Source organism: Plantactinospora sp. CNZ321 (genome assembly GCF_004217235.1).
The window spans coordinates 2483900-2507731 of record NZ_SHKQ01000001.1; the positions used below are offsets into that span (position 1 = coordinate 2483900).

Sequence of the window (23832 nt, forward strand, 5' to 3'; positions counted from 1 at the left end):
GCCGTGACGGATCGAAACAAGGAGAACTGAGGACTGATATGGCGAAGAAGGCGCTGATCCTCAAGGCCGCCGCGAAGCCGAAGTTCTCGGTTCGCGCGTACACCCGCTGCCAGCGTTGCGGGCGGCCGAAGGCGGTCTACCGCAAGTTCGGCCTCTGCCGGGTCTGCATCCGGGAGATGGCGCACCGCGGTGAGCTGCCCGGCGTGTCGAAGGCTTCCTGGTGACCCTGCGCCCCATCCGTGGGTGGCGGAGCGAGGACCGCACCGCCACCCGCTTTGGGCCCAGCCACGTCCCGACCGATATCCGGGGCGAGGATCGCAACGCCGTAGGCCCGGGCCAGTGCCCCGGGAACCCCGGCGAGAAAGGCTGACGAGATCCATGACGATGACCGACCCGATCGCAGACATGCTGACGCGTCTGCGTAACGCCAACCAGGCGTACCACGACCGGGTGACGATGCCCTACTCGAAGATCAAGGCGAACATCGCCGAGGTCCTCAAGTCCGAGGGCTACATCGCGACCTGGTCGGTCGAGGAGCCCGAGGAGGGCGCCGTCGGCAAGCGACTGGTCGTCGAGCTTAAGTACGGCCAGAACCGGGAGCGGAGCCTGGCCGGCATCAAGCGCGTGTCCAAGCCCGGCCTCCGGGTGTACGCCAAGTCGGACGGGCTCCCGCGGGTGCTCGGCGGACTGGGCGTGGCGATCATTTCGACGTCCCAGGGACTGCTGACCGACCGGCAGGCTCGCAAGCGGAGCGTTGGCGGGGAAGTCCTCGCCTTCGTCTGGTAACGGAGGCATGCCGTGAGCGCGAGGAGCGCAGCGAAGCGGAGCCCCGCAGTCGCGAACGAAGGAAACGATCGATAATGTCGCGTATTGGACGTAAGTCGATCCCGGTACCGGCCGGCGTCGAGGTGACCATCGACGGCTCGACCGTCAAGGTCAAGGGGCCGAAGGGCGAGCTGTCGCACACCCTGGCCGCGCCGATCACGGTGGAGCGGGGCGAGGACGGCCAGCTGCACGTCAACCGGCCGAACGACGAGCGCGAGGCCAAGGAGCTGCACGGCCTGAGCCGTACGCTGGTGGCGAACATGATCGTCGGAGTCACCGAGGGCTACCGCAAGACCCTGGAGATCGCCGGCACCGGTTACCGGGTCACCGCCAAGGGCAGCGACCTGGAGTTCGCGCTCGGGTTCTCGCACCCGGTGCAGGTGAAGGCCCCGCCCGGGATCACCTTCACCGTCGAGCGGCCCACCCTGTTCCACGTGGCCGGCATCGACAAGCAGCAGGTCGGCGAGGTGGCCTCGAACATCCGGAAGATCCGTCCGCCGGAGCCGTACAAGGGCAAGGGCGTTAAGTACCAGGGCGAAGTGATTCGCCGCAAGGCCGGAAAGGCGGGCAAGAAGTGACCGCCGGTTCCGGGGCGAAGTCGTCCGCCGGCCGCGAGGTCGGGAGAAAGGCAGGTAAGAAGTGACCGCCACACTGCTCAAGCGTCGCCGCGGGGTCGCCGCCAAGCGCGCCGTCGGGCGGGCGCGTCGGCACTTCCGGGTGCGCAAGACCGTCGTCGGCACCGCCGAGCGGCCGCGACTCGTGGTCACCCGCTCGCTGCGGCACATCACCGCGCAGATCGTGGACGACGGCCGGGGCCACACGCTGGTCTACGCCTCGACCATGGACGACTCGATCCGGGGTACCGAGGGCGACAAGAGCGCCCTGGCCGGCAAGGTCGGCGCGCTCGTCGCCGAGCGGGCCAAGGCGGCCGGGATCTCCAGGGTCGTCTTCGACCGTGGTGGCAACCAGTACGCGGGGCGGATCGCCGCGCTGGCCGACGCGGCCCGCGAAGCCGGGCTCGAGTTCTGACGGCGTTTGATGCGCAATCAGACGAGGATCGTAACTAACCCCGTCACGAGAAGAGAGGAAAGCTGCTGATGCCAGGTCAACAGCGCCGTGGCGGCGGGTCCGGTGGCAACGAGGGTGGTCGCCGCGACAACCGCCGTGAGGGCGGTCGCGGAAACGCGCCCGCCGAGAAGACGCCGCACCTTGAGCGGGTCGTCGCCATCAACCGGGTTGCCAAGGTCGTGAAGGGCGGTCGTCGCTTCAGCTTCACCGCCCTGGTGGTCGTGGGCGACGGCGACGGCACGGTCGGCGTGGGTTACGGAAAGGCCAAGGAGGTGCCCGCGGCGATCGCCAAGGGCGTCGAGGAGGCCAAGAAGCACTTCTTCAAGGTGCCGCGGATCGGTTCCTCGATCCCGCACCCGGTGACCGGTGAGGACGCCGCCGGTGTGGTGCTGCTCAAGCCGGCCAGTGCCGGTACGGGTGTCATCGCCGGTGGGCCGGTCCGAGCGGTTCTGGAGTGCGCGGGCATCCACGACGTGCTCTCCAAGAGCCTCGGCTCGTCGAACCCGATCAACATCGTGCACGCCACGGTGACGGCCCTGAAGGGGCTGGAGTCGCCGGAGGCGATCGCGAAGCGTCGGGGCCTGCCGGTCGAGGACGTCGCCCCGGCCGCCATGCTGGCGGCCCAGGCGGGGGTGACGGCCTGATGGCACGCCTGAAGGTGACCCAGGTCCGGTCCAACATTGGGACCAAGCACAACCAGCGCGAGTCGCTGCGGTCGCTCGGTCTCAAGCGGATCAACGACGTGGTGGTCAAGGAGGACCGCCCCGAGATTCGGGGCATGATCTTCACCGTGAGCCACCTCGTGAAGGTCGAGGAGGTCGAGTAATGACGATCAAGGTCCACCACCTGCGTCCGGCTCCCGGGGCCAAGACCGAGAAGACCCGGGTGGGTCGCGGTGAGGGCTCGAAGGGGAAGACCGCCGGTCGCGGTACCAAGGGCTCCAAGGCCCGGAAGAACATCTCGGCGGCCTTCGAGGGCGGGCAGATGCCCATCCACATGCGGCTGCCGAAGCTGAAGGGCTTCAAGAACAAGTTCAAGGTCGTGTTCCAGGTGGTCAACCTGGACCGGCTCGCCGAGTTGTTCCCGGAGGGCGGCCAGGTCGGTCCGCAGGAGCTGGTCCAGGCCGGCGCCGTCCGCAAGGGGCAGCCGGTGAAGGTTCTCGGTACCGGGGAGCTGGGCGGGGTCGCCCTCCAGGTGTCGGCGCACGCGTTCAGCGCGTCGGCCAAGGAGAAGATCACCGCTGCCGGCGGCTCGGTGACGGAGCTGTAGGACGTCGTGGTCGAGGCGCTCGCCCGTTCAGCGCAACTGGCGGGCGCCCGGCTTACTAACGGGCCAATCCCCCCGTTAACATCGTAAGCGGTGAATGTTCTCCGGGTGGATCTGCCCGAGAGCGCTCCGGACTGTTAGAGTCCGATCCCAGCTATGGGTTCGGGTCGATCGCCCGACAACCACCCCGTCCCGCCATGCACCATCGGCGGCCGCCTCGCGCAGGAGGAAGAAGTTGCTCTCCGCCTTTCTCAGTGCGTTCCGCACGCCTGACCTGCGCAAGAAGCTGCTGTTCACAGTAGGCATCATCGCGGTCTACCGGCTCGGCGCGACGCTGCCCAGCCCGGGCGTCTCCTACGGCAACGTGCAGAAGTGCATCCAGACCATGGAGTCGGGCGAAGGCAACGGTGTCTTCAACCTGCTCAACCTCTTCTCCGGCGGCGCGCTGCTGTCGCTGTCGGTCTTCGCGCTGGGCATCATGCCCTACATCACCGCCTCGATCATCCTGCAGCTGCTCGCCGTCGTCATCCCGCGGCTGGAGCAGCTCCGCAAGGAGGGCCAGGCAGGTCAAGCGAAGATCACGCAGTACACCCGTTACCTGACCCTCGGTCTGGGTGTCCTGCAGGCCTCGGCCTTCGTGGCGCTGGCCCGCTCCGGTCAGCTCTTCAACGGGATGTGCCAGGAGTTCCCGATCATTCCGGAGGGCACCGGCCTGCCGAACTGGCTGACCGTCTCCATCCTGGTGACCACGATGACCGCCGGCACCGGCGTGGTGATGTGGCTCGGCGAGCTGATCACCGACCGGGGCGTCGGCAACGGCATGTCGGTGCTGATCTTCACCTCGATCGCGGCCCGGCTGCCCAGCGAAGGCTGGACCATCAAGAACAACAAGGGCTGGGGGATGTTCGGGCTGGTCCTGGTCCTGGTCCTGGTCGTCATCACCGCGGTCGTCTTCATCGAGCAGGCCCAGCGCCGCATCCCGGTGCAGTACGCCAAGCGCATGATCGGCCGGCGGATGTACGGCGGCACCTCCACCTACATCCCGCTGAAGGTGAACCAGGCGGGTGTGATTCCGGTCATCTTCGCCTCGTCGCTGCTGTACCTACCTTCGCTGCTGCTCCAGTTCTTCGACCAGAACAACCTGAACGACTGGCAGACCTGGGTGCAGAACCACCTGGTGCAGCCGGACAGCCCGACCTACATCAGCGTGTACTTCCTGCTGATCATCTTCTTCACGTACTTCTACGTCTCGATCACGTTCAACCCGACCGAGGTCGCGGACAACATGAAGAAGTACGGCGGGTTCGTCCCCGGCATCCGGCCCGGCAAGCCGACGGCCGACTACCTGGACTTCATCCTGAGCCGGATCACCCTCCCCGGTGCCCTCTACCTGGGTCTGATCTCCATCCTGCCGAACTTCTTCTTCATCTGGCTGGACAGCCAGCAGTACCAGAACTTCCCGTTCGGTGGCGTCGCCGTACTGATCATGGTCGGTGTCGGGCTGGAGACCGTGAAGCAGATCGAGAGCCAGCTCATGCAGCGGAACTACGAAGGGTTCCTGCGGTAGATGCGACTCGTTCTGGTCGGTCCCCCCGGGGCGGGCAAGGGGACCCAGGCCGAGTTCATCGCCGCCCACCTCGCTGTGCCCAAGATTTCGACGGGGGAAATCTTCCGGGCCAACGTCTCGCAGGGCACCCCCCTCGGAGTCGAGGCCAAGCGTTACATGGACGCCGGCAAGCTGGTGCCCGACGAAGTGACCATCAACATGGTCCGGGACCGGCTCGCCAGCCCGGACGCGTCCGAGGGTTTCCTGCTCGACGGATTCCCTCGGACCACCCCGCAGGCGGCGGCGCTGGACAAGCTGCTGGCTGATCTCGGCACCGCGCTGGACCTGGTCATGGAACTGGTCGTCGACGACGACGAGGTGATCCGGCGGCTCTCCGGCCGGCGTACCTGCCGGGGCTGTGCAAAGGTCTGGCACATCGAGTTCGACGCCCCCTCGGTGGCGGGCATCTGTGACCGGTGCGGCGGCGAGCTGTTCCAGCGGGACGACGACAAGGCCGAGACGATCGCCGAGCGGCTGCGCGAGTACGCCAACAAGACCGCACCGCTGATCGACTACTACGGCGCACAGGGCAAGCTCGTCGGCATCGACGCCACCGGGCCGGTGGAGGACGTCACCGTCCGGGCTATCGACGCCCTGCGGTCCTACGGCGGATAGGCTGGGTACCATGCGCCGTCCCCAGCTGGACATCCAGCTGAAGACCCCGGAGCAGATCGAGCTGATGCGCAGGGCCGGGCTCGTCGTCGCGGCGGCCCTGGAGCGGATGCGGGTGGCGGTCGCCCCCGGTGTCTCCACCGCCGACCTCGACGCGATCGCCGAGTCGGTGATTCGGGAGGCTGGCGGCGTCCCCTCGTTCAAGGGCTACCACGGCTATCCGGCGTCGATCTGTTCCTCGGTCAACGAGCAGATCGTGCACGCCATCCCGGCCTCGGCCCAGGTGCTCCGGGACGGTGACCTGATCTCGATCGACTGCGGCGCCATCCTCGACGGCTGGCACGGCGACGCCGCGATCACCGTCGCGGTCGGCGAGGTCCGTCCGGAGCTGCACCGCATGGCCGAGGTCGCCGAGGACGCGATGTGGGCGGGAATCCGGGCCGCGGCGCGCGGCATGCTCAGCGGTCGCGGCCGGCTGACCGACATCTCGTACGCGGTGGAGCGCGCGGTCCGGGCCGGTGGCCGGTACGGCATCGTCGAGGGGTACGGCGGGCACGGCATCGGCACCGAGATGCACCAGGACCCGCACGTGCTCAACCATGGCCGGCCAGGTCGCGGCCCCCGGTTGGTGCCGGGGATGGCGCTGGCGATCGAGCCGATGGTCACCCTGGGCTCCCCCCGGACGGTCGAGCTGGACGATGGCTGGACGGTGATCACCCGCGACGGGTCGATCGCGGCCCACGTCGAGCACACTATGGCGCTGCTGGACGACGGCGTCTGGGTGCTGACCGCGCCGGACGGCGGTCGGGCCCGGCTCGGCGACCTGGTGACCGGCCGAGAACCCGCCCGGTCCTCCTTCGGTTGACGGTCCGCTGCGACCCGGTGATCGACTGTAACCCCGATGGCCCCGGCCGGCTCGGCCCGCCGGCCTCGTTGGGCGGGCTGGCTCCGTAGTGGCATCCTCGTAGCATGGACCGGCGGGACCAGATGCGTGCGGCGGACTCCGATCGCGCGGCCGTGGCCGATCAGCTCCGGCAGGCCCTGAACGAGGGACGGCTCGATCTGGGCGAATACGATGATCGGCTCCAGCGGGCGTACGCGGCCAAGACGTACGGGGACCTCGACGGGCTGCTCACCGACCTGCCGGGTACGGTGCCGGTCGACCAGGCCGGACTGGTGCCGGCCGGTGCCCCGGAGCCGCCGGTGTTCCGTGCCGAACCCGCCGTTCGCTATCCGGGCGCCACCCGGGCCTGGCTGGTCGAGACCTGGGAGGGCTACCTCGGCCTGGTCGGCGTCGTGGTCACCATCTGGGCGGTCACCTCGGCGCTCTCGGCCGACCTGCTCTACTTCTGGCCGGGTTGGGTGGCGGGGCCGCTGGGCGCGATGCTGCTGCTCCGTACCGTCACCGGGTTGGCGAAGGGGGAGCCGCAGCGCTGGGCCGCCGAGCAGGCGGCGAAGCGACAGGCGAAGATCGAGAAGCGAGCCCGGACAGCGGAGCGGAAACGCCGCCTGGACGAGCAGGGCGGCCAGGAGGAACTCGCCTGATATAGTCGCCTTCGTCCGATCCGACGGCCCGGGAGTCCCCGGGTTGGCGCTGGCGTGCGGGCGCGCGTACACTGGCTGATCGGCGCACAGCGTCCACTCCGGCATGCCCACCCGCGCTTCGGTGGGGCCGGAGCCGCGGCTGGCTCGGATGATTCTCCGTCCGGGAAAGGCGTTGTGAGCCGTCCGGAGTAACCGACGTCAGGACAGCGGAGGACATGCCGAAAAAAGACGGAGCCATCGAGATCGAGGGTCGAGTGATCGAGCCACTCCCGAACGCCATGTTCCGGGTGGAACTCGCCAACGGCCACAAGGTGCTGGCTCACATCAGCGGCAAGATGCGGCAGCACTACATCCGCATCCTGCCCGAGGACCGGGTCGTCGTCGAGCTTTCGCCGTACGACCTGACCCGAGGGCGCATCGTCTACCGCTACAAGTGAACGTCGCCGGGCCGGGTGTCGGTCCGGGGTTCGTGAACTGCCTGACGACGGCCGGGTGTCCGTGTCCGTCCTCAAGACTCGACGGCGTCAGCGCGCTGCCGGGCACAGATGGGAAGTAAGGCAACCGTGAAGGTCAAGCCGAGCGTCAAGCGGATCTGCAACAAGTGCCGGGTGATCCGCCGGCACGGCCGGGTCATGGTCATCTGCACCGACCCGCGCCACAAGCAGCGCCAGGGCTGATCGCGACCGCCGGCCGGTGACGTGCCGGCGGCGTCGACGGTGGGTCCGGGCCGCAGATCCCGTACAACAACACAAGCTCGTCCCAGCCGCGAGCGGCGAGATCGCCCAGCGATAGCGCAGTCGTGGCCCACCCCCGGTCGGAGGCCGGGGCCCGCAGGTTTTGGGCAGGCGGGGTGGGGCGGGTCCAGACCTCCGCGAAGTAACCTGAGGAGTACGCCCGCACATGGCACGGCTAGTCGGCGTCGATCTCCCCCGCGAGAAGCGGCTGGAGATCGCGCTCACCTACATTTTCGGGGTCGGTCGGACCCGCGCGGTCGAGACGCTCGCCGCCACCGGCATCTCCCCGGACAAGCGCGCCAAGGACCTCACGGACGAGGAGCTGGTCCAGCTCCGGAACCACATCGAGGCCAACTACAAGGTAGAGGGCGACCTGCGCCGCGAGGTCGCCGCTGACATCCGCCGCAAGGTCGAGATCGGCTGCTACGCGGGCATCCGGCACCGCCGGGGTCTGCCCGTCCGTGGCCAGCGGACCCGTACCAACGCCCGGACCCGGAAGGGCCCGAAGCGGACCGTCGCCGGCAAGAAGAAGCCCGGCAAGAAGTAGGACTCAATCGGAATCCGGGTCGGTGCCCGTCGAGGTAGGCCGGGACTCCAACCCGAACCGAAGAGTTGTCCGGTGACCGGCCGGCCCTGCTCGGCAGGGCCGGGATCCGTTCCGGGAAAGTCAACTAGGAGCGCACAGACTTATGCCACCGAAGGCTCGCGCCGGGGCCGCCGTCAAGAAGGTCCGGCGCAAGGAACGCAAGAACGTCGCCCACGGGCAGGCGCATATCAAGAGCACGTTCAACAACACCATCGTCTCCATCACGGACCCGACCGGTGCCGTCATCTCCTGGGCCTCCGCCGGCCAGGTGGGCTTCAAGGGTTCCCGCAAGTCGACTCCGTTCGCCGCGCAGCTGGCCGCCGAGGCCGCCGCGCGTCGGGCCATGGAGCACGGCATGCGCAAGGTCGACGTGTTCGTCAAGGGCCCCGGCTCCGGCCGGGAGACCGCCATCCGTTCGCTGCAGGCCGTCGGCCTTGAGGTCGGCCAGATCGCCGACGTCACGCCACAGCCGCACAACGGGTGCCGTCCGCCGAAGCGTCGTCGGGTCTGAGAGGTAGACGAAGAACATGGCTCGTTACACCGGTGCCGACTGCCGCCGTTGCCGTCGGGAGAAGATGAAGCTGTTCCTCAAGGGCAGCAAGTGCGATGGCCCGAAGTGCCCGTTCGAGTCCCGGCCGTTCCCGCCCGGGCAGCACGGCCGGGGCCGTACCAAGGAGACGGAGTACCTGATCCAGCTCCGTGAGAAGCAGAAGGCCCGCCGGGTCTACGGCGTGCTGGAGAAGCAGTTCCGGGGGTACTACGAGGAGGCCGTCGCCAAGAGTGGCAAGACCGGCGAGATCCTCCTGCAGATCCTCGAGTCGCGCCTCGACAACGTGGTCTACCGGGCCGGCCTGGCGAAGTCGCGCGACCACGCGCGGCAGCTCGTCAAGCACGGTCACCTGACGGTGAACGGCCGCAAGGTCGACATCCCGTCGTACCGGGTGAAGGAGCACGACATCGTCGAGGTCCGGGCCAAGTCCAAGGAGCTGACGCCGTTCATCGTGGCGCAGGCCGAGGCCGGCTCGAAGACGGTGCCGGCCTGGCTGGAGGCGATCCCCAGCCAGATGAAGGTGCTGGTCCACTCGCTTCCGGCCCGGGGCGTCATCGACACCCAGGTCCAGGAGCAGCTGATCGTCGAGCTCTACTCGAAGTAGCGGTTCCTGGCGTCTCCGCGCCGACTGCCCGGCCTTCCGCCGGCAGCGGCGCGGAGCGCCGGACATGAGTTTGGGCATCAAATAGCGGGTGCCCCGAACGAAAAGGAAACAACATGCTCATCACCCAGCGGCCGACCCTCACCGAGGAGTCGATCAACGAGACCCGGTCCCGGTTCACCATCGAGCCGCTCGAGCCGGGTTTCGGGTACACCCTGGGCAACTCGCTCCGGCGGACCCTGCTCTCCTCCATTCCGGGCGCGGCGGTCACCTCGATCAAGGTCGACGGCGTACTGCACGAGTTCACCACCATCCCGGGGGTCAAGGAGGACGTGGTCGAGCTCGTCATGAACGTGAAGGAGCTCTGCGTCAGCTCCGACCACGACGAGCCGGTCAGCATGTACCTGCGCAAGCAGGGCCCCGGTGACGTCACGGCCGGTGACATCCAGCCCCCGGCCGGTGTCTCCGTGCACAACGCCGACCTCAAGCTCGCCACGCTCAACGGCAAGGGCCGGCTCGACATGGAACTGACCGTCGAGCGGGGCCGCGGCTACGTCACCGCCGCGCAGAACAAGCAGGCCGGTGCCGAGATCGGCCGGATTCCGGTCGACTCGATCTACTCGCCGGTGCTGAAGGTGACGTACCGGGTCGAGGCGACCCGGGTCGAGCAGCGTACCGACTTCGACCGGCTGATCATCGACGTCGAGACCAAGGCCTCGATCGGGCCGCGTACCGCGCTCGCCTCCGCCGGCTCCACGCTGGTCGAGCTCTTCGGGCTGGCCCGGGAGCTGGACGAGAGCGCCGAGGGCATCGACATCGGCCCGTCGCCGCAGGATGCGCAGCTCGCCGCCGACCTGGCGCTGCCGATCGAGGAACTGGACCTCACCGTCCGGTCCTACAACTGCCTCAAGCGCGAGGGCATCAACACGGTTGGCGAGCTCATCGGACGCACCGAGGCCGATCTGCTCGACATCCGGAACTTCGGGCAGAAGTCGATCGACGAGGTCAAGATGAAGCTCGCCGGCATGGGGCTGGGGCTGAAGGACTCGGCGCCCAACTTCGACCCGGCGCACGTCGTCGACTCCTTCGGCGAGGCCGACTACGACACCGACGACTACCGCGAGACCGAGCAGCTTTAGTCCGGGGCTAGCCGGAGATCCGGCCACCCACTGGAGATCCGGCCACCCACTATTGAGGAGCACCAAGAATGCCCACGCCCAGCAAGGGCCCCCGCCTCGGCGGTAGCCCCGCGCACGAGCGGATGATCCTGGCCAACCTGGCCACCGCGCTGTTCGAGCACGGCCGCATCACGACCACCCAGACGAAGGCCAAGCGGCTCCGTCCGCTCGCGGAGCAGCTCATCACCAAGGCCAAGCGGGGAGACCTGGCATCCCGCCGGCGGGTGCTGACCGTCGTACGGGACAAGGACGTGGTCTTCACCCTGTTCGACCAGATCGCTCCCCGGTTCGCCAACCGCAACGGTGGCTACACCCGGATCGTGAAGACCGTCCCGCGCAAGGGGGACAACGCGCCGATGGCCATCATCGAGCTGGTCGAGGAGCTGGTCGAGGCTCCGGCGGCGCCGGCGAAGAAGACCGCCGCCCGCAAGGCGGCGCAGCAGGACAAGGTCGAGGCGCTCGCCCCGGACGAGGAGACCCCGCGTGCCTCGTCATCCGACGGCGACCAGGACGCCGAGTCGCCGGAGTCGCGCTCCGGCGACACCGATGGGGCCCGGGCGGACACCGACGAGGCGGACAACAAGTAGGACCGAGGAACGACGCCGGGCCCGGCATCCCCGCGGGGGTGTCGGGCCGTGGCATGTCTGGAGCTGGCCGTGGAGCGCGAGGTGGATGAGGAGCAGACCCGGGTACGCCTGGACGTCGCCTACGACGGCGGTGACTTCTCCGGATGGGCCGTCCAGCCCGGCCGGCGTACCGTCGCCGGGGTGCTGGTCGAGGCGCTGACCCGGATCGTCGGGCCGGATCGGGTGCGTGGGCTGACCGTGGCGGGGCGCACCGACGCCGGTGTGCACGCCAGCGGGCAGGTCTGCCATCTCGACCTGCCGGGCGCGGTGTGGCGGCAGTGGGCGGAGACGCTGCTGCGCCGGCTCGCCGGGGTGCTGCCACCCGACGTCCGGGTCCGGGCCGTCGCCGAGGTGCCGGCCGAGTTCGACGCCCGGTTCTCGGCCACCTTCCGGCGCTACGAGTACCGGGTCACCGACGCCCCGTACGGTGCCGAGCCGTTGCGCCGGCACGAGGTGCTCGCCTGGCCGCGCCCGCTCGACCTGGCGGCGCTGAACCAGGCCGCCGCCGGGTTGGTCGGCGAGCACGACTTCGCGGCGTACTGCCGGCGCAAGGAGAACGCCACGACGGTGCGGGAACTGACCCGGCTGGACTGGCGGCGGGATCCGGACGGTGTGCTGGTGGCCACGGTGCAGGCCGACGCGTTCTGCCAGTCGATGGTGCGCAGTCTGGTCGGGGCGATGCTGGTGGCCGGGGACGGGCGCCGTCCGGTCGACTGGCCGGGTGGCCTGCTCCGGCGGCGGGAGCGGGCCAGCGAGGTGAGCGTGGCACCGCCGTACGGGTTGACGCTGGTCGCGGTCGGCTACCCCGAGGACCCCGCCGAATACGCCAGCCGGGCGCTGCGTACCCGCCGGCTCCGGATCACCGCCTCGGCCTGAAGGCCGCCGCCGGATCCGGCGCCGTCGCGGCGGTGGCCGGTGGTCAGTGAACCTTTTTCAACCTGAACCGCGCGGCGCTCACACATCGCGTCCGACCTTGCGCTCCGACGGACCGCAAGGGGAGGTTGAAAAAGGTTCAGTCGGACTGCACCGGGTTCGGCGCTCCGGTCGGGGCGGCGACGATCCGCTGGTCGAGCACCTTCCCGCGCAGGTACACCTCGATCATGTCGGAGAGGATCTGTCGGGCGAACAGGTCGTCCTCGCCGATGATCTTGCCGTCGCTCTTGGCGACGACACAGTAGATCAGGAAGTGGCCGCGGACGTGCCAGCCGGCCTGGGCCGAGGCGGCCGTGACGGGCTCGGTGCCGCTGCCGGCGGCGAGGCCCAGGAAACGCCCCTTCCGGCCGTCCACGATCGGCTTGATCTTCTCGCGTGCCGAGGTCGCCCCCGCCTCGTCCGCCAGGTTCACGATCCCGGCGGTCGCGACGTAGAGGCCGGTGGGGGAGCGTACGGTGCCTCGGACGAACTGACTGCACCCCGCGTCCTGCAGCACCACCTCGATCTGGCCGTCGGCGGCGAGCCCGCAGTCCTCTGCCGCCTGGGTCTTGAGCAGCTCGTACGCCGACTGCTCGGGATCGACCAGCACCTGTTTGCCGTCCGGGAAGACCTCCTTGACGGTCAGCGGAGCCGGGTCGGCGGTGCGGGAGCTGATGTCCCGGGGGCTGGCGCCGGCGCCGGTCCCGTCGGCCGCCCGGGAGTCCCGGCCGACCGGGTCGTCGACCATGAAGAAGTAGGAACTGAGCCCGCAGATGCCGAGCAGGAGCAGCACGCCGAGCGAACCGACGACCAACTGCCAGGTCCGCTGGGAACGGCGTAGCGGTGCGTCCGTCTCGCCGGACGTCGACGACACGGTGGCGACCGAGGAGCCGGCGGCGGGCCTGCCCGGGGTGCTCCCCGGAGCCCGAGCCGGCGCCGGAGCGGAACCGGGCGGTGCGACCGCTGCCGGCTTGGGCACCCGCCGCGGCTCCGGCGTACGGGATGGCCCCTGCGTACGCGTCGGAGCGACCGGGGAGCCCTCGGCCACCGGTCCGGTACGCCCACCCGGTGCCGGCGGCCCCGACCTGTCACCGGCCGGTTCCGCCGGGGCCCGGTCATACGGCGGACCCGGACGGGGAACTGCGGCTGATCGTGCTGCGCCGTCCGGACCGAGGCGCGGTCCGGCGGGTGAGCCTGGCGCCCGGTCCAGCGGTGCGGCGCCGGGTGGCGCCGAGCGCGGTCCGGCGGGTGAGCCCGGCGCCCGGTCCCGCCGTGCGGCGCCGGGTGGCGCCGAGCGCGGGCCTGCCGGCGAGCCCGGGACCCGGTCAGATGGCGGGGCGGTGCGGGGTCCGGCGGGTGAGCCGGGCGGGTCGCCGGCGTGCCTGGATCGACGCGGGGGCGGTGGACCGGCCTGCGCCGGGCCACCTGGCCGCAGGTCGGGCCGGGTGCCGGCAACCGGCCCAGGGTCTCCTGGTCGGGGGCGCGGCAGCCCCGTCGGCGTACCCCCGGGGGGTGGCGGACCGGAACGGGGGGAGCCGACGGTACCCGCCCGGTCACCGCGACGGTCCACCGGACCGTCGGCCGGCAGGTCGGCGGACCTGCGCCGTCCGGCGGGCGGCCCGGCGAGGTCGGGACGGCCGGGCCGGAGCGGCTCCCGGTCGGCCGAGGGAGCGCGTCGCTGACGTGGTACCGGTGCAGGGCGTGGCCCGGCGAGCGGGTCCTCCCCGGCGCCCGGTCGGTACGGAACGTCCGGCCCGGGAACGGGGTCGGGCTGGGGACGCGGACGGGACGGGGCCGAACCTGCCCCGGGCCGTCGACCACCGTGGGGACGCTCCGGCGAATCCGTACTCCCGCCCGCGGCCGGGCCCGACGCGGGGCGGGGCGGCCCGAACGAGTCGGCATCGGAGGGGACCGGTCCGACTGGGACACCGCGGCCAGCCGTCCGGGGCGGGCGACCGACCGGACCCGGCCTGCCGCCGGCGCCGGACAGCTCGTCGGAGGGCATCCGGGTGCCGGGAACCGGCCTGCCGCCGGGGGCCATCCGGTCCCGAGGGCCGGGTGGGCCGCCGGTGGCCGGCCGGGCGCCACTCGGGGACGATCGACCGCCGGCCGGGAGTCCGTCCTCGGGGGTGATCAGGTGGCGCCCGCCACCCGCACCGTGGGCCGGCGCAGCCGGGGGCGGACGATCGTGACCGGGACGAGCCGACGACAGCCGGTCGCGAGGCTGGCCGCCGGGCGCGCCGAGTGGGTCGGGGAGCGGCTCGCGTACCGGCGGATAGCCGGCAGCGGCAGCCGCGCCGGGGCCGTCGGGTCCGGGCGCGCCGTGCCGAGCCCGACGGGGTCGACCGGAGGGCTCCACCGGACCCGCGATGCCGTCCGGCGTACGTCCTCGGGGCGCACCCTCCGGGTACCGGCCGGTGGGGCCGTCCGAGTGTCTGCCGGCAGGTCCGGCCGGGTACTGGCCGGGAGGTCCGGCCGGGTACTGGCCGCCGGGCCTGTCCGGGTGCCGGCTGGTCGGTCCGTTCGGGTGTCGGCTCGGTGTGTCGGGCTGCCGGCTGGTCGCTGCGTCCGGGTACCGGCCCGGCACGTCGGAGGGGCCACCGAAGGCGTCCGGAGGGCCGCCGAAGGGGCCGATGGGGCGGTCTGGCGCCGCCGCCGACCGACCTGGACGGTCCGCCGGCCGTGCCGCCCCCTCCTCCGGCCAGCCGTGGGAAGAACGCGGGCCCGGGTTCTCCGGAGTGGACGGACGGAAGCGGGAGGACGCCGGTAGCCCGTCGGTCCGGTCCGGTCCGGAACGCCGCCGGACGGCCCGGCCCGGCGGGGGACCGGCCGCCGGATCCGGCTCGACCGGAGGCTGGTCGGCGGGATCTCGTCGGGAGCGTGGCGATCCACCGCCCGGTCGAGGTCCACGCCCATAAGCCATGTCGCACAGGGTAACGGAAATGCGGATCGGCGCGCCGCCGCCGATGAGTCACACTTGATGAGAGAGTAGGTATTTGCCCGAGCCTGGGCGGGGCCCGGGGATACGGCCAGCGGGCAGAGCGGCCACGCGGTAGGCGACAATGCGTGGCGTGACCGGCGACCACTATTTCAGCACCGAGCCCGCGACCAGCGCCGATCGGCGTACGGTGGCGTTCTCCGTCGAGGGGTACGACTACTCGCTGACCTCTTCGGCCGGAGTCTTCTCCGCCGACCGGCTCGATCCAGGCACGGCAGTACTGCTGCGCAAGGCCGAACTTCCCGGGGCGGAGACCAGCGGAGCCCTGCTCGACCTGGGCTGTGGTTACGGGCCGATCACCTGCGTACTCGCCACCGGGGCGAGTAAGGCCACCGTCTGGGCGGTCGACGTCAACGCCCGGGCGCGTGAACTCACCAGCGAGAACGCGCAGCGGCTCGGCCTGGCCGACCGGGTACGCGTCACCGCGCCGGACGAGGTCCCGGAGGACCTCACCTTCACCCAACTGTGGTCCAACCCGCCGATCCGGATCGGCAAGGCAGAGCTGCACGGCATGCTGCGGCGCTGGCTGCCCCGGTTGGCCCCGGACGGCGTGGCGTGGCTGGTGGTGGCCCGGCATCTCGGTGGTGACTCGCTCCAGCGCTGGCTCGTCGAGGACGGCTGGCGGGTCGAGCGCCACGCCAGCCAGAAGGGTTACCGGGTGCTCCGGGTCACCCGCTGAGCGCGGCCGGCGGGCCGGGCCGGTTCAGCGGGCCGGGACCCGTTCCAGCAGGCCGAAGCCCGGTGTCAGCGGGCCGAAACCCGGTGTCGTCGGGCGGGGTGGTTGGGGCAGGATGCCGACGTGGGTTATGTAGACGTCGCCGGAGTCGGGCACATCCTGCCGGATGGCCGGCAGTTGTTCGCCGACGTCTCCTTCCGGGTGGGCGAGGGCGCCAAGGTCGCCCTGGTCGGGCCGAACGGCGCCGGCAAGACCACCCTGCTGAAGATGGTCGCCGGGGACCTGCCCACCCGGACCGGAACCATCGCCCGCGCCGGCGGGCTGGGCGTGATGCGTCAGTTCATCGGCATGATCGGCGACGAGTCGACGCTGCACGACCTCGTACTCTCGCTCTCGCCACCCGGGGTGCGCGCGGCGGGGGAGCGGCTGGCGGCGGCCGAGGTGGCGCTGCATGCCGCCGAGGTGCGCGGCAAGTTCAGCAGCGCCGCCGGCAAGGCCCAACTGGCGTACGCGGAGGCGCTGACCGCCTGGGGCGAGGCCGGGGGCTACGACGCCGAGGTGCTCTTCGACACCGTCTCCACGATCGTGCTGGAGCTGCCCTGGGAGAAGACCCGCGACCGGCCGGTACGCACCCTCTCCGGCGGGCAGCAGAAGCGGTTCGCCCTGGAGTTGCTGCTGCGCGGCGCCGACGAGGTGCTGCTGCTCGACGAGCCGGACAACTTCCTCGACGTGCCGGGCAAACGCTGGCTGGAGGGGCGGCTGCGGGAGTCGGCGAAGTCGGTGCTCTACGTCTCGCACGACCGGGAGTTGCTGGCCCGCACCGCCGACCGGGTGGTCGCGGTGGAGGGCGGCAGCGCCTGGGTGCACCCGGGTGGTTTCGGCAGTTGGCACGAGGCCCGGCTCGCCCGGCACGACCGGCTGGAGGAGCAGCGCCGCCGCTGGGACGAGGAGCATCAGAAGCTGCGCGAGCTGATGCTGATGTACAAGCAGAAGGCGGCGTACAACGACGGGATGGCCTCCCGCTACCAGGCGGCGCAGACCAGGTTGCGCAAGTTCGAGGAGGCCGGACCACCGCCCGTACCGCCGAAGGACCAGGACATCCGGATGCGACTGACCGGCGGGCGTACCGGCAAGCGGGCGATCGTCTGCGAGCAGGTCGAGCTGGACGACCTCACCTTCCCGTTCGACCTGGAGGTCTGGTACGGCGACCGGGTCGCCGTACTCGGCGCGAACGGCACCGGGAAGTCGCACTTCCTCCGCCTGCTCGCCCGGGGCGGCACCGATCCGGACCCGGCCAACAGCCCGGTAGACGGTGGCCTGGCCCTGGCCCCCGTTCGGCACGGCGGGATGGCCCGGTTGGGTGCCCGGGTCAGGCCGGGCCACTTCTCCCAGACCCACGACCGTCCGGAGCTGCTCGACAAGACCCTGGTCGAGGCGCTCTGGCGGGGTGACGACCACCGGGCCGGGATGGACCGGCACGCCGCGATGAAGGCGCTGAACAGGTACGAGTTGGCCGGCCAGGGGGACCAGCGGTTCGGCACGCTCTCCGGTGGACAGCAGGCGCGGTTCCTTGTGCTGTTGCTTGAACTCTCCGGCGCGACCCTGCTGTTGCTCGACGAGCCGACCGACAACCTGGACCTCGCCTCGGCCGAAGCCCTGGAGGCGGGCCTGCGGGCGTTCGAGGGGACGGTGCTGGCGGTCACCCACGACCGCTGGTTCACCCGCTCGTTCGACCGGTTCCTGCTGTTCCGCGGCGACGGCGAGGTGGTCGAGACGCCGGAACCGGTCTGGGACGTCGCCTGAGCAGGGGCGGTCGAGGCCGCCGTTCGTCTTCCACCGTGGTGCCGCGGTGGCTTTCCGGGTGGCCCGACGACGGGCAGCGTGGCTCTCCGGGGTGATGGCGCTACGCCGAGTATGGTCCGTGTTGTGCTGCCATCCGGAACCGTGAGGTGGCGTCTGGTGCGCAGGACAGCCCAGGCCGCGGTGACCGGGGTCCTGATCGGCGTTGTCGGCTGGTCGGTCGCCAGGCGGTGGGACGAGGTGCCGGCCGTGCTCGGCGAACTGTCCGTACCCGGCGTGCTGCTGGCCGGACTGGCCGCCGTCGCGGGCGGGCTCTGCGGCTGCCTGGCCTGGCGGGCCATCCTGGCGGACTTCGGCGCCGACCTCTCGCTGCGCTGCGCGGCACGGATCTTCTTCGTCGGGCAGTTGGCGAAGTACCTGCCCGGCAAGGTCTGGCCGATCCTGGTCCAGGCCCGGCTCGGCCGGGCGTACGGGGTGCCCGGGCGGGCCTCGGCGGCGGCGTCGTTACTGGCGATGCTGGTCACCCTCGGCACCGGCCTGCTGCTTACCGCGCTCGCCCTGCCGGTGCTGGGCCGGCGGGCCGTCGCGGACTACTGGTGGATCCTGCTGGCGCTCCCACCCGCGCTGCTGCTGCTCTGGCCGGCACTGGTCAACCGGATCCTCGCCGTGCTGCTCCGGCTGGCCCGCCGCGAGCCGATGCCCCGGCCGCTGTCCCTGCGCGGCATCGGCGGGGCCGTGGGCTGGTCACTGGCGACCTGGCTCGGCTACGGTACGCACCTCTGGCTGCTCCTGGCCGACGTCGGCGCGGGCGGCCCGGACCTGCTGTTCGGGGCGATCGGTGCCTTCGCAGGTTCCTGGTCGGTCGGGTTTCTGCTGGCCGTGGCCCCGGCCGGGGTCGGTCCCCGGGAGGTGGCGCTGCCCCTGCTGCTCGGCCCGACCGTCGCCGGGTCGGCCGCGCTGGTCGCCACGGTGCTGTCCCGGCTGCTGCTGACCCTGGTGGACCTGCTCCTGCCGGCCGTCGCGATCTCGCTGCGGTGGTCGGGCCGCCGGCTGGCCCGCCGGGTACCCCGGCAGTCGCCACCCCTCGGACCCCCGGTGCCCGGGCAGTCCCGGCAGGCGGGGTCGACGGATTCCGCGACGCGCCCGTGATGTGACGGAGCGTGCCGAGTGGGGTGCGCGACGTTACGCTGCTGCTCGTGCGCTGGGTGGTGTTCGGCAGCTACGACGTACGGCGACATCCCCGGGTCGGCGTACTCGTCGAAGGGCTGCGGGGAGCCGGCGACGACGTGACCGAGCTGAACGAACCGTTGAACCTGGACACCGCCGCCCGGATAGCCCTGCTCCGGCAGCCGTGGCGGCTTCCGCTGCTCGTCGGCAGGCTGACCCGGTGCTGGGCCCTGCTGGTCGTGCGGGCCCTCCGGCACCGACGAGCCACCGGTGCGGGAGAGGGCGCGGGCGACGCCGTACTGGTCGGTTATCTCGGGCATTTCGACGTACACCTGGCCCGGCTGCTGTTCCGGGGTACCCCGATCGTGCTCGACCACCTCGTGTCGGCCGCCGGCACGGCCCGGGACCGAGGGCTCGGCGACGCCGGCAGCGCCCGGGAACGGCTGATGCGGGCGATCGACGCCGCCGCGCTGCGCCGGGCCGACGTCGTACTGGTGGACACCGCCGAGCACCTCGAAACACTGCCTCCACCGGACCGGGACCGGGGGGTCGTGGTACCGGTCGGAGCCGGCGCGGAGTGGTTCGCCGCCGGAGCCCGTACCGCCCGGCACCGCTGGACCGGCGAACCGGCCGGCGGCGGCCGGCGGCGACTGCGGGTGGTCTTCGTCGGGCTGTTCACCCCGCTGCACGGCACCCGGACCCTGGGCGCCGCGCTGGCCGCGCTCGCCGCCGACGACTCGATCGAGGCGACCGTGGTCGGCACCGGACAGGAACACCCCGCCTGCCGCCGGGCCGCCGCCGGCAACCCGCGCGTCACCTGGTACGACTGGATACCGGCGGGTGAGCTGCCCGCCCTGGTGGCCGGACACCACGTGTCGCTGGGCATCTTCGGCGAGACGGCAAAGGCCGGCCGGGTGGTGCCGACGAAGGTCTACCAGGGCGCCGCCGCCGGCTGCGCCATCGTCACCTCCGACACCGCAGCACAGCGCCGGGCACTCGGCGACGCGGCCGTCTTCGTACCGGCCGGCGACCCGTTCGCACTCGCCACCGCCCTGCGCGAACTGGCCGCGGACCCGGACCGACTCGCCCGGCTGCGGCGGGCCGCACGGCGACGGGCGGTCGAACACTTCTGGCCGGCGGCCGTGGTGACCCCGGTCCGGCACCGGCTCGGCGCCACCGTCCACCCGGACGCTGCCACGCCCGCGCCCCTGGCAGCCCCGTCCGGCGCAACGATGGCGGCCGGCGGCGACCTGACGACCGACCCGGTCTGGTGGGTCGGATGACCGCGTTGCCGGCCGACCCGCCGCTGCCGCCCCGGGCGGCCCTGCGCTGGAACGTCGTACGCCGGATCGTGGCGGAGTGCCGGCCCGGGACCATCCTGGAACTCGGCTGCGGCCTCGGCTCCGTCGGCACCCGGCTGGCCCGGCTGGCAAACTACACCGCGGCCGAGCCCGACCCGCGCAGCTTCCAGACCGCGCACGCCCGGATCACCCCGCTGGGCGGGACGGTGCTGAACGGGGATCACCGGCAGCTTCCCCCGGGCGGCGGCTACGACCTGGTCTGCGCGTTCGAGGTGCTGGAGCACATCGCCGACGACCTGCCGGTGCTGGCGGAGTGGCTGACCCTGGTCAGGCCCGGTGGCCACCTCCTGCTGTCGGTACCCGCCGACCCGGAGCGGTTCGGCGCCTGGGACACCCTGGTCGGGCACTACCGGCGGTACTCGGCCGGACAGTTGCGGCAGCGGCTGCTCGACGCCGGTGCCACCGACGTACGGGTGGTGCACTACGGCTGGCCGCTCGGCTACCTGCTCGACTCCGTACGGAACCGCTGGGCGGGCCGCCGCGCCGATCGACCCGCCGATCGACCACGGGCCGGGCCGGGCTCGACCGGCGGGGAACGCGTCTCGACCGGCGGGCAACGCGTGAATGGCGGGACCGCGGAGGAGCGCACCTCGACCTCGGGGCGGATCCTGCAACCGCGCGGGGCGCTGGCCGGCGAGGCGATCCGGCTGGCCGTCTCACCGTTTCTCGCCCTGCAGCGGATGCGCCCGGACCGCGGGCCGGGACTCGTCGCGCTCGCGACCCGACCGTAGCTGCTCGCCCGCCCGGTCGGCAGTTGCTCGCCCGCCCGGTCGGCAGTTGCTCGCCCGCCCGGTCGGCAGTTGCTCGCCCGCCCGGTCGGCAGTTGCTCGCCCGCCCGGTCGGCAGTTGCTCGCTGGCCAGGCGGGACCGGGTCAGGAGTGCTCGGTCAGGAGCCGACGGCACTGCTGAGCACGGCGACCGGGAAGAGCGCGTAGGGTCCGTCCCGCGCCACGGCGTGCGTGTCGGCCGACTCGGGCAACCACCCGGGTCGCTTGCGCAGGTCGATCAGGACCAGGTCCTCCGGGCGGGTCGGTTCGGTGCGCAGCGTCGTGGCGGTGAGCAGCCGGGGTTTCAGCCGCCAGTAGTAGGCGAGCCAGCGCGGACTCGTCACGCCCGCGCCGGCGACCCAGGCGTACCGCTGGCCCTCCGGAGGTGGGTGCCCGGCCACGAGCCGGCCGGCCCGAGCCGGTTCGTCGACCAGACGGTCCCGCGGCGGGCCGATGACCAGCACCCCGAGGTAGGCCCCGAGCGCTGTACCGACCAGCGCCGCCACCGTCACCCGGACCCGCCGTCGCGCCAGCCACCTCCCGGCCCCGACGAACCGGTCCAGCAGCACGCCCATCCCGACGAGTCCGACCACCAGGACCGGATAGGACCAGTACGAGTGGACGAAGGCACCGTTGCTCAGCCCGAGGATCCAGGTGGCGGTGAATGCGACCGCCATTGCCAGGTAGACCCGGGTACGCCGGTCCAGCAGCCCGACGACCGCACCGATCGGCAGCGCGCCGATGTACCAGACCGGCAGCAGGCCGTACGCGTACTGCCACTGCCGGCGGAGGAACTGTCGCGCGGTGTACCCGCCACCGGTGCTGCGCAGCTCGGCCTGCCCGCCGAGCACGGTCATCCCGGTCACCCCGACGACGAAGACCAGGCTGATCACGACCCCGGCCAGCATGCTTGCTCCGACCAGGACCGTCACCCGGTCGACCCGGCGTGCCGCAAGCAGCCACAGCCCGAGTACGGCGGCGAACCCGACACCGGGCCAGGAGACCAGGGTGGTGAGCAGCGCGGCGACGCAGGCCGCGACCACGAGCCGACGGGCCGGATCGGGTTGGGCACGCAGCCGTACCACCAGGGCGGAGAGGGCCAGGATCGGTCCCAGGTCGAACATCAGCGGGCTGTAGACCCAGTAGAAGGGCGTGGCCACCATCAGGCCGACTGCCAGCAGGGTGGCCGACCAGCGCAGGCCGAGCCCGCGCAGAAGTGCGGCGCCGGCCGGGATGATCAGCAGGGCCAGCAGGTACGCCGGCAGCCACACCTGGTACTCGCCGTCGCCGGGCAGCAGGCCGGTCAGCGCGGTGAGGAGGTTGAACAGCGGGGGGTGGTGCGCGTACGGCGCCGAGGCGTACGGCAGCCAGTCGGCACCGAAGTGCGAGCCGAGAATGCCCTGCTCCTGAAGGTTCCGCAGGTGCAGCGCGTACCGGCCGATGATCCGGCCCAGGTGGTCGTCGCCGAACGGCATACCGAGCAGCGGGAGCCAGGTCAGCGCGACGAGACCGGTGAGCGCGGCGACGCCGGCCCAGCCCTGCCGATCGACCCGGCGTGGATCCCGCCGATCGACCCGGCGCGGGTCTGGACCGGACGGACTGTCGTCGGGCATCGCCGGACGGCCGGCGGGCGGTGCCGGCCCGACCTGGCGAACCCGGGCGACCGAATTCCGGACCCGGGGACCGATGCCCCGGACCCGGAGCAGCGCGGCGGCGGCCGACACCGCGTCGTTCACGAGCGGTTTCCGGGCGGCCAGTCGATTCTGGACCGCACGATGAGGTCGGCGAGCAGCGCCACCGCGCCGACGATCAGGCCGGCACAGAGCAGCAGCACGGTGTTGGTGGCGATCCGGACCGGATGCGCGACCAGGTCGTACACGATCTTTCCGGAGCCGACGGTGAGCAGCAGCAGCGACGGTGGCATCAGCACCTTGAGCGGGTTGAAGTACATCACCATCCGGAGCACCTGCAGGAGGTAGCGGTAGGCGTCCCGGACGAAGTGGAACTTCGACGAGCCCGACCGGCGGGCGTAGGCGATCGGCAGGTAGTGCACGTCGTGCTGGTTGTGCAGGAACGCCATCGTGATGGTGGTGACGCAGGAGAAGCCGGGCGGGAGTAGTCGCAGGTAGGGCAGGGACACGTCCCGGCGGAAGGCCCGTAGCCCGGAGTTGAGGTCGGGGATGCGGGTGCCGGCGAGCCGTTCGGCGATCTTGCGGATGAGCCACTTCGCCGGTACCCGGAGGAGCTTGTGGCTGCCCTGCTCACTGGTGCGGGCGCCGACGACCTGGTCGACGTGCGGGTCCCGGAGCAGCAGCCGGACGAACTCCGGGATCCGCTCGTTCGGGTAGGTCATGTCCGCGTCGGTCCACACCACGATGGTGCCGCGGGCCTGTTCCGTACCGATCCGGCGCGCGGTGCCCGAACCGCCGTTGCGGTGGAACGCCAGCAGCCGGAGCCGGGGGAACCGGGCGGTCGCCTCGCGCAGGATCTCCAACGTGCCGTCGGTGGAGGCGTCGTCGATCGCGAGTAGCTCGTAATGCAGGCCGCTGTCGTCCATTGCCGCGCAGATGCGCTCGATCTCCGCCAGTACGTGCGCCTGTTCGTTGTAGCAGGGGAGTACGACGGTCACCTCTACCGGCGCGTTGCTCTCCCGGCTGACCTGGGCGGGGACGACGGACATCTCCGTGCCAGGCCGGTCGAACCGGCCGTTCACCGCCATGTGAACCCGCCTTTCGACGCCTCGCGCGGCGACCTGGACGGCACGGGGGTTATTGCCACGGTCGCCATTTCCGCGCCCACGATATAGCAGTTTTCGAGGTTCGCGCGCGACGCGCCAGCGTCTCATTCTGTTTTACAGACGCGAATCGTCGTCGAATTGTTTTCCTGAATGGTGGTCCCCTGGCCGGGTGAGCGAACTCCGGTGCGGAGTCCGGGGCGGACCACGGCGGCATAGG

At 71.4% G+C, this 23832-nt stretch carries 28 protein-coding genes; 24 read left to right on the plus strand and 4 right to left on the minus strand.

Features of this window, described 5'->3' with window-relative positions:
- Positions 1–38: 38 nt before the first annotated feature.
- The 19 genes from EV371_RS11095 (at position 39) to truA (ending at position 12073) form a co-directional block, all read left to right on the plus strand.
- Positions 39–224 carry a type Z 30S ribosomal protein S14 gene (locus tag EV371_RS11095; protein WP_007073023.1) on the plus strand — a complete coding sequence of 62 codons (186 nt, stop codon included), beginning with the start codon at positions 39–41 and terminating at the stop codon, positions 222–224.
- Positions 225–378: 154 nt separating this feature from the next.
- Positions 379–786, plus strand: coding sequence for a 30S ribosomal protein S8 (gene rpsH, locus EV371_RS11100; RefSeq protein WP_018784557.1), 408 nt, complete (start codon positions 379–381; stop codon positions 784–786).
- A 74-nt stretch (positions 787–860) separates the two neighbouring features.
- On the plus strand, positions 861–1403 hold the full coding sequence (gene rplF / locus EV371_RS11105) for a 50S ribosomal protein L6 (protein ID WP_130461964.1): 543 nt from the start codon (positions 861–863) through the stop codon (positions 1401–1403).
- 61 nt (positions 1404–1464) lie between these two features.
- The gene (rplR, locus tag EV371_RS11110; RefSeq protein ID WP_130461965.1) at positions 1465–1854 is read left to right on the plus strand and encodes a 50S ribosomal protein L18; all 390 of its coding nucleotides are present in this window, start codon (positions 1465–1467) and stop codon (positions 1852–1854) included.
- A 68-nt stretch (positions 1855–1922) separates the two neighbouring features.
- A complete protein-coding gene (gene rpsE, locus EV371_RS11115) occupies positions 1923–2537 on the plus strand; it encodes a 30S ribosomal protein S5 (protein ID WP_130461966.1) in 615 nt (204 codons plus the stop codon).
- Positions 2537–2719, plus strand: a complete 183-nt coding sequence (gene rpmD / locus EV371_RS11120; protein WP_130461967.1) for a 50S ribosomal protein L30 — start codon at positions 2537–2539, stop codon at positions 2717–2719. The genes rpsE and rpmD overlap by 1 nt, the downstream gene beginning before the upstream one ends.
- A complete protein-coding gene (rplO, locus tag EV371_RS11125) occupies positions 2719–3162 on the plus strand; it encodes a 50S ribosomal protein L15 (RefSeq protein WP_101368131.1) in 444 nt (147 codons plus the stop codon). Before rpmD ends, rplO begins: the two co-directional genes overlap by 1 nt.
- Before the next feature lie 232 nt (positions 3163–3394).
- A complete protein-coding gene (gene secY, locus EV371_RS11130) occupies positions 3395–4726 on the plus strand; it encodes a preprotein translocase subunit SecY (RefSeq protein ID WP_130461968.1) in 1332 nt (443 codons plus the stop codon).
- Complete coding sequence (locus EV371_RS11135) at positions 4727–5380, plus strand: adenylate kinase (RefSeq protein ID WP_130461969.1); 654 nt, start codon at positions 4727–4729, stop codon at positions 5378–5380.
- A 10-nt stretch (positions 5381–5390) separates the two neighbouring features.
- Positions 5391–6242 carry a type I methionyl aminopeptidase gene (gene map, locus EV371_RS11140; protein WP_130461970.1) on the plus strand — a complete coding sequence of 284 codons (852 nt, stop codon included), beginning with the start codon at positions 5391–5393 and terminating at the stop codon, positions 6240–6242.
- A gap of 104 nt (positions 6243–6346) precedes the next feature.
- Complete coding sequence (locus tag EV371_RS11145) at positions 6347–6922, plus strand: DUF1707 SHOCT-like domain-containing protein (protein ID WP_486484572.1); 576 nt, start codon at positions 6347–6349, stop codon at positions 6920–6922.
- A gap of 215 nt (positions 6923–7137) precedes the next feature.
- The gene (gene infA, locus EV371_RS11150; protein WP_007073013.1) at positions 7138–7359 is read left to right on the plus strand and encodes a translation initiation factor IF-1; all 222 of its coding nucleotides are present in this window, start codon (positions 7138–7140) and stop codon (positions 7357–7359) included.
- A 126-nt stretch (positions 7360–7485) separates the two neighbouring features.
- The gene (gene rpmJ, locus EV371_RS11155; protein ID WP_012184307.1) at positions 7486–7599 is read left to right on the plus strand and encodes a 50S ribosomal protein L36; all 114 of its coding nucleotides are present in this window, start codon (positions 7486–7488) and stop codon (positions 7597–7599) included.
- Between the two features lie 223 nt (positions 7600–7822).
- Entirely contained in the window at positions 7823–8203 is a 381-nt protein-coding gene (gene rpsM / locus EV371_RS11160) for a 30S ribosomal protein S13 (protein WP_130461971.1), read from the plus strand.
- Between the two features lie 142 nt (positions 8204–8345).
- Positions 8346–8753 carry a 30S ribosomal protein S11 gene (gene rpsK / locus EV371_RS11165; RefSeq protein ID WP_030329919.1) on the plus strand — a complete coding sequence of 136 codons (408 nt, stop codon included), beginning with the start codon at positions 8346–8348 and terminating at the stop codon, positions 8751–8753.
- Between the two features lie 16 nt (positions 8754–8769).
- On the plus strand, positions 8770–9396 hold the full coding sequence (rpsD, locus tag EV371_RS11170; RefSeq protein WP_130461972.1) for a 30S ribosomal protein S4: 627 nt from the start codon (positions 8770–8772) through the stop codon (positions 9394–9396).
- A gap of 113 nt (positions 9397–9509) precedes the next feature.
- Entirely contained in the window at positions 9510–10532 is a 1023-nt protein-coding gene (locus EV371_RS11175; protein WP_130461973.1) for a DNA-directed RNA polymerase subunit alpha, read from the plus strand.
- 68 nt (positions 10533–10600) lie between these two features.
- Positions 10601–11158, plus strand: coding sequence for a 50S ribosomal protein L17 (gene rplQ, locus EV371_RS11180; RefSeq protein ID WP_130461974.1), 558 nt, complete (start codon positions 10601–10603; stop codon positions 11156–11158).
- 81 nt (positions 11159–11239) lie between these two features.
- Positions 11240–12073 carry a tRNA pseudouridine(38-40) synthase TruA gene (gene truA, locus EV371_RS11185; protein WP_130465821.1) on the plus strand — a complete coding sequence of 278 codons (834 nt, stop codon included), beginning with the start codon at positions 11240–11242 and terminating at the stop codon, positions 12071–12073.
- 136 nt (positions 12074–12209) lie between these two features.
- Here the strand turns inward: truA and EV371_RS11190 are convergent, their stop codons facing one another.
- Together EV371_RS11190 and EV371_RS11195 are read right to left on the minus strand one after the other, a co-directional pair.
- Complete coding sequence (locus EV371_RS11190) at positions 12210–13088, minus strand: hypothetical protein (RefSeq protein ID WP_130461975.1); 879 nt, start codon at positions 13086–13088, stop codon at positions 12210–12212.
- A gap of 1154 nt (positions 13089–14242) precedes the next feature.
- A complete protein-coding gene (locus EV371_RS11195) occupies positions 14243–14509 on the minus strand; it encodes a hypothetical protein (RefSeq protein WP_130461976.1) in 267 nt (88 codons plus the stop codon).
- Between the two features lie 671 nt (positions 14510–15180).
- On the opposite strand from EV371_RS11195, the gene EV371_RS11200 reads away from it, so the two are divergent.
- The 5 genes from EV371_RS11200 to EV371_RS11220 all read left to right on the plus strand — a co-directional run bounded on the left by EV371_RS11200 (position 15181) and on the right by EV371_RS11220 (position 20842).
- Positions 15181–15786: a methyltransferase gene (locus EV371_RS11200; RefSeq protein ID WP_130461977.1), complete on the plus strand. Its 606-nt coding sequence runs from the start codon at positions 15181–15183 to the stop codon at positions 15784–15786.
- 120 nt (positions 15787–15906) lie between these two features.
- Entirely contained in the window at positions 15907–17586 is a 1680-nt protein-coding gene (locus EV371_RS11205; protein ID WP_130461978.1) for an ATP-binding cassette domain-containing protein, read from the plus strand.
- A 156-nt stretch (positions 17587–17742) separates the two neighbouring features.
- Positions 17743–18732, plus strand: a complete 990-nt coding sequence (locus EV371_RS11210; RefSeq protein ID WP_165436665.1) for a lysylphosphatidylglycerol synthase domain-containing protein — start codon at positions 17743–17745, stop codon at positions 18730–18732.
- A gap of 23 nt (positions 18733–18755) precedes the next feature.
- Positions 18756–20033: a glycosyltransferase gene (locus EV371_RS11215; protein ID WP_207230459.1), complete on the plus strand. Its 1278-nt coding sequence runs from the start codon at positions 18756–18758 to the stop codon at positions 20031–20033.
- Complete coding sequence (locus tag EV371_RS11220) at positions 20030–20842, plus strand: class I SAM-dependent methyltransferase (RefSeq protein ID WP_130461980.1); 813 nt, start codon at positions 20030–20032, stop codon at positions 20840–20842. The genes EV371_RS11215 and EV371_RS11220 overlap by 4 nt, the downstream gene beginning before the upstream one ends.
- Before the next feature lie 155 nt (positions 20843–20997).
- Here the strand turns inward: EV371_RS11220 and EV371_RS11225 are convergent, their stop codons facing one another.
- On the minus strand, positions 20998–22614 hold the full coding sequence (locus tag EV371_RS11225) for a glycosyltransferase family protein (RefSeq protein WP_130461981.1): 1617 nt from the start codon (positions 22612–22614) through the stop codon (positions 20998–21000).
- The gene (locus tag EV371_RS11230; RefSeq protein WP_130461982.1) at positions 22611–23558 is read right to left on the minus strand and encodes a glycosyltransferase family 2 protein; all 948 of its coding nucleotides are present in this window, start codon (positions 23556–23558) and stop codon (positions 22611–22613) included. Before EV371_RS11230 ends, EV371_RS11225 begins: the two co-directional genes overlap by 4 nt.
- Positions 23559–23832: the final 274 nt, after the last annotated feature.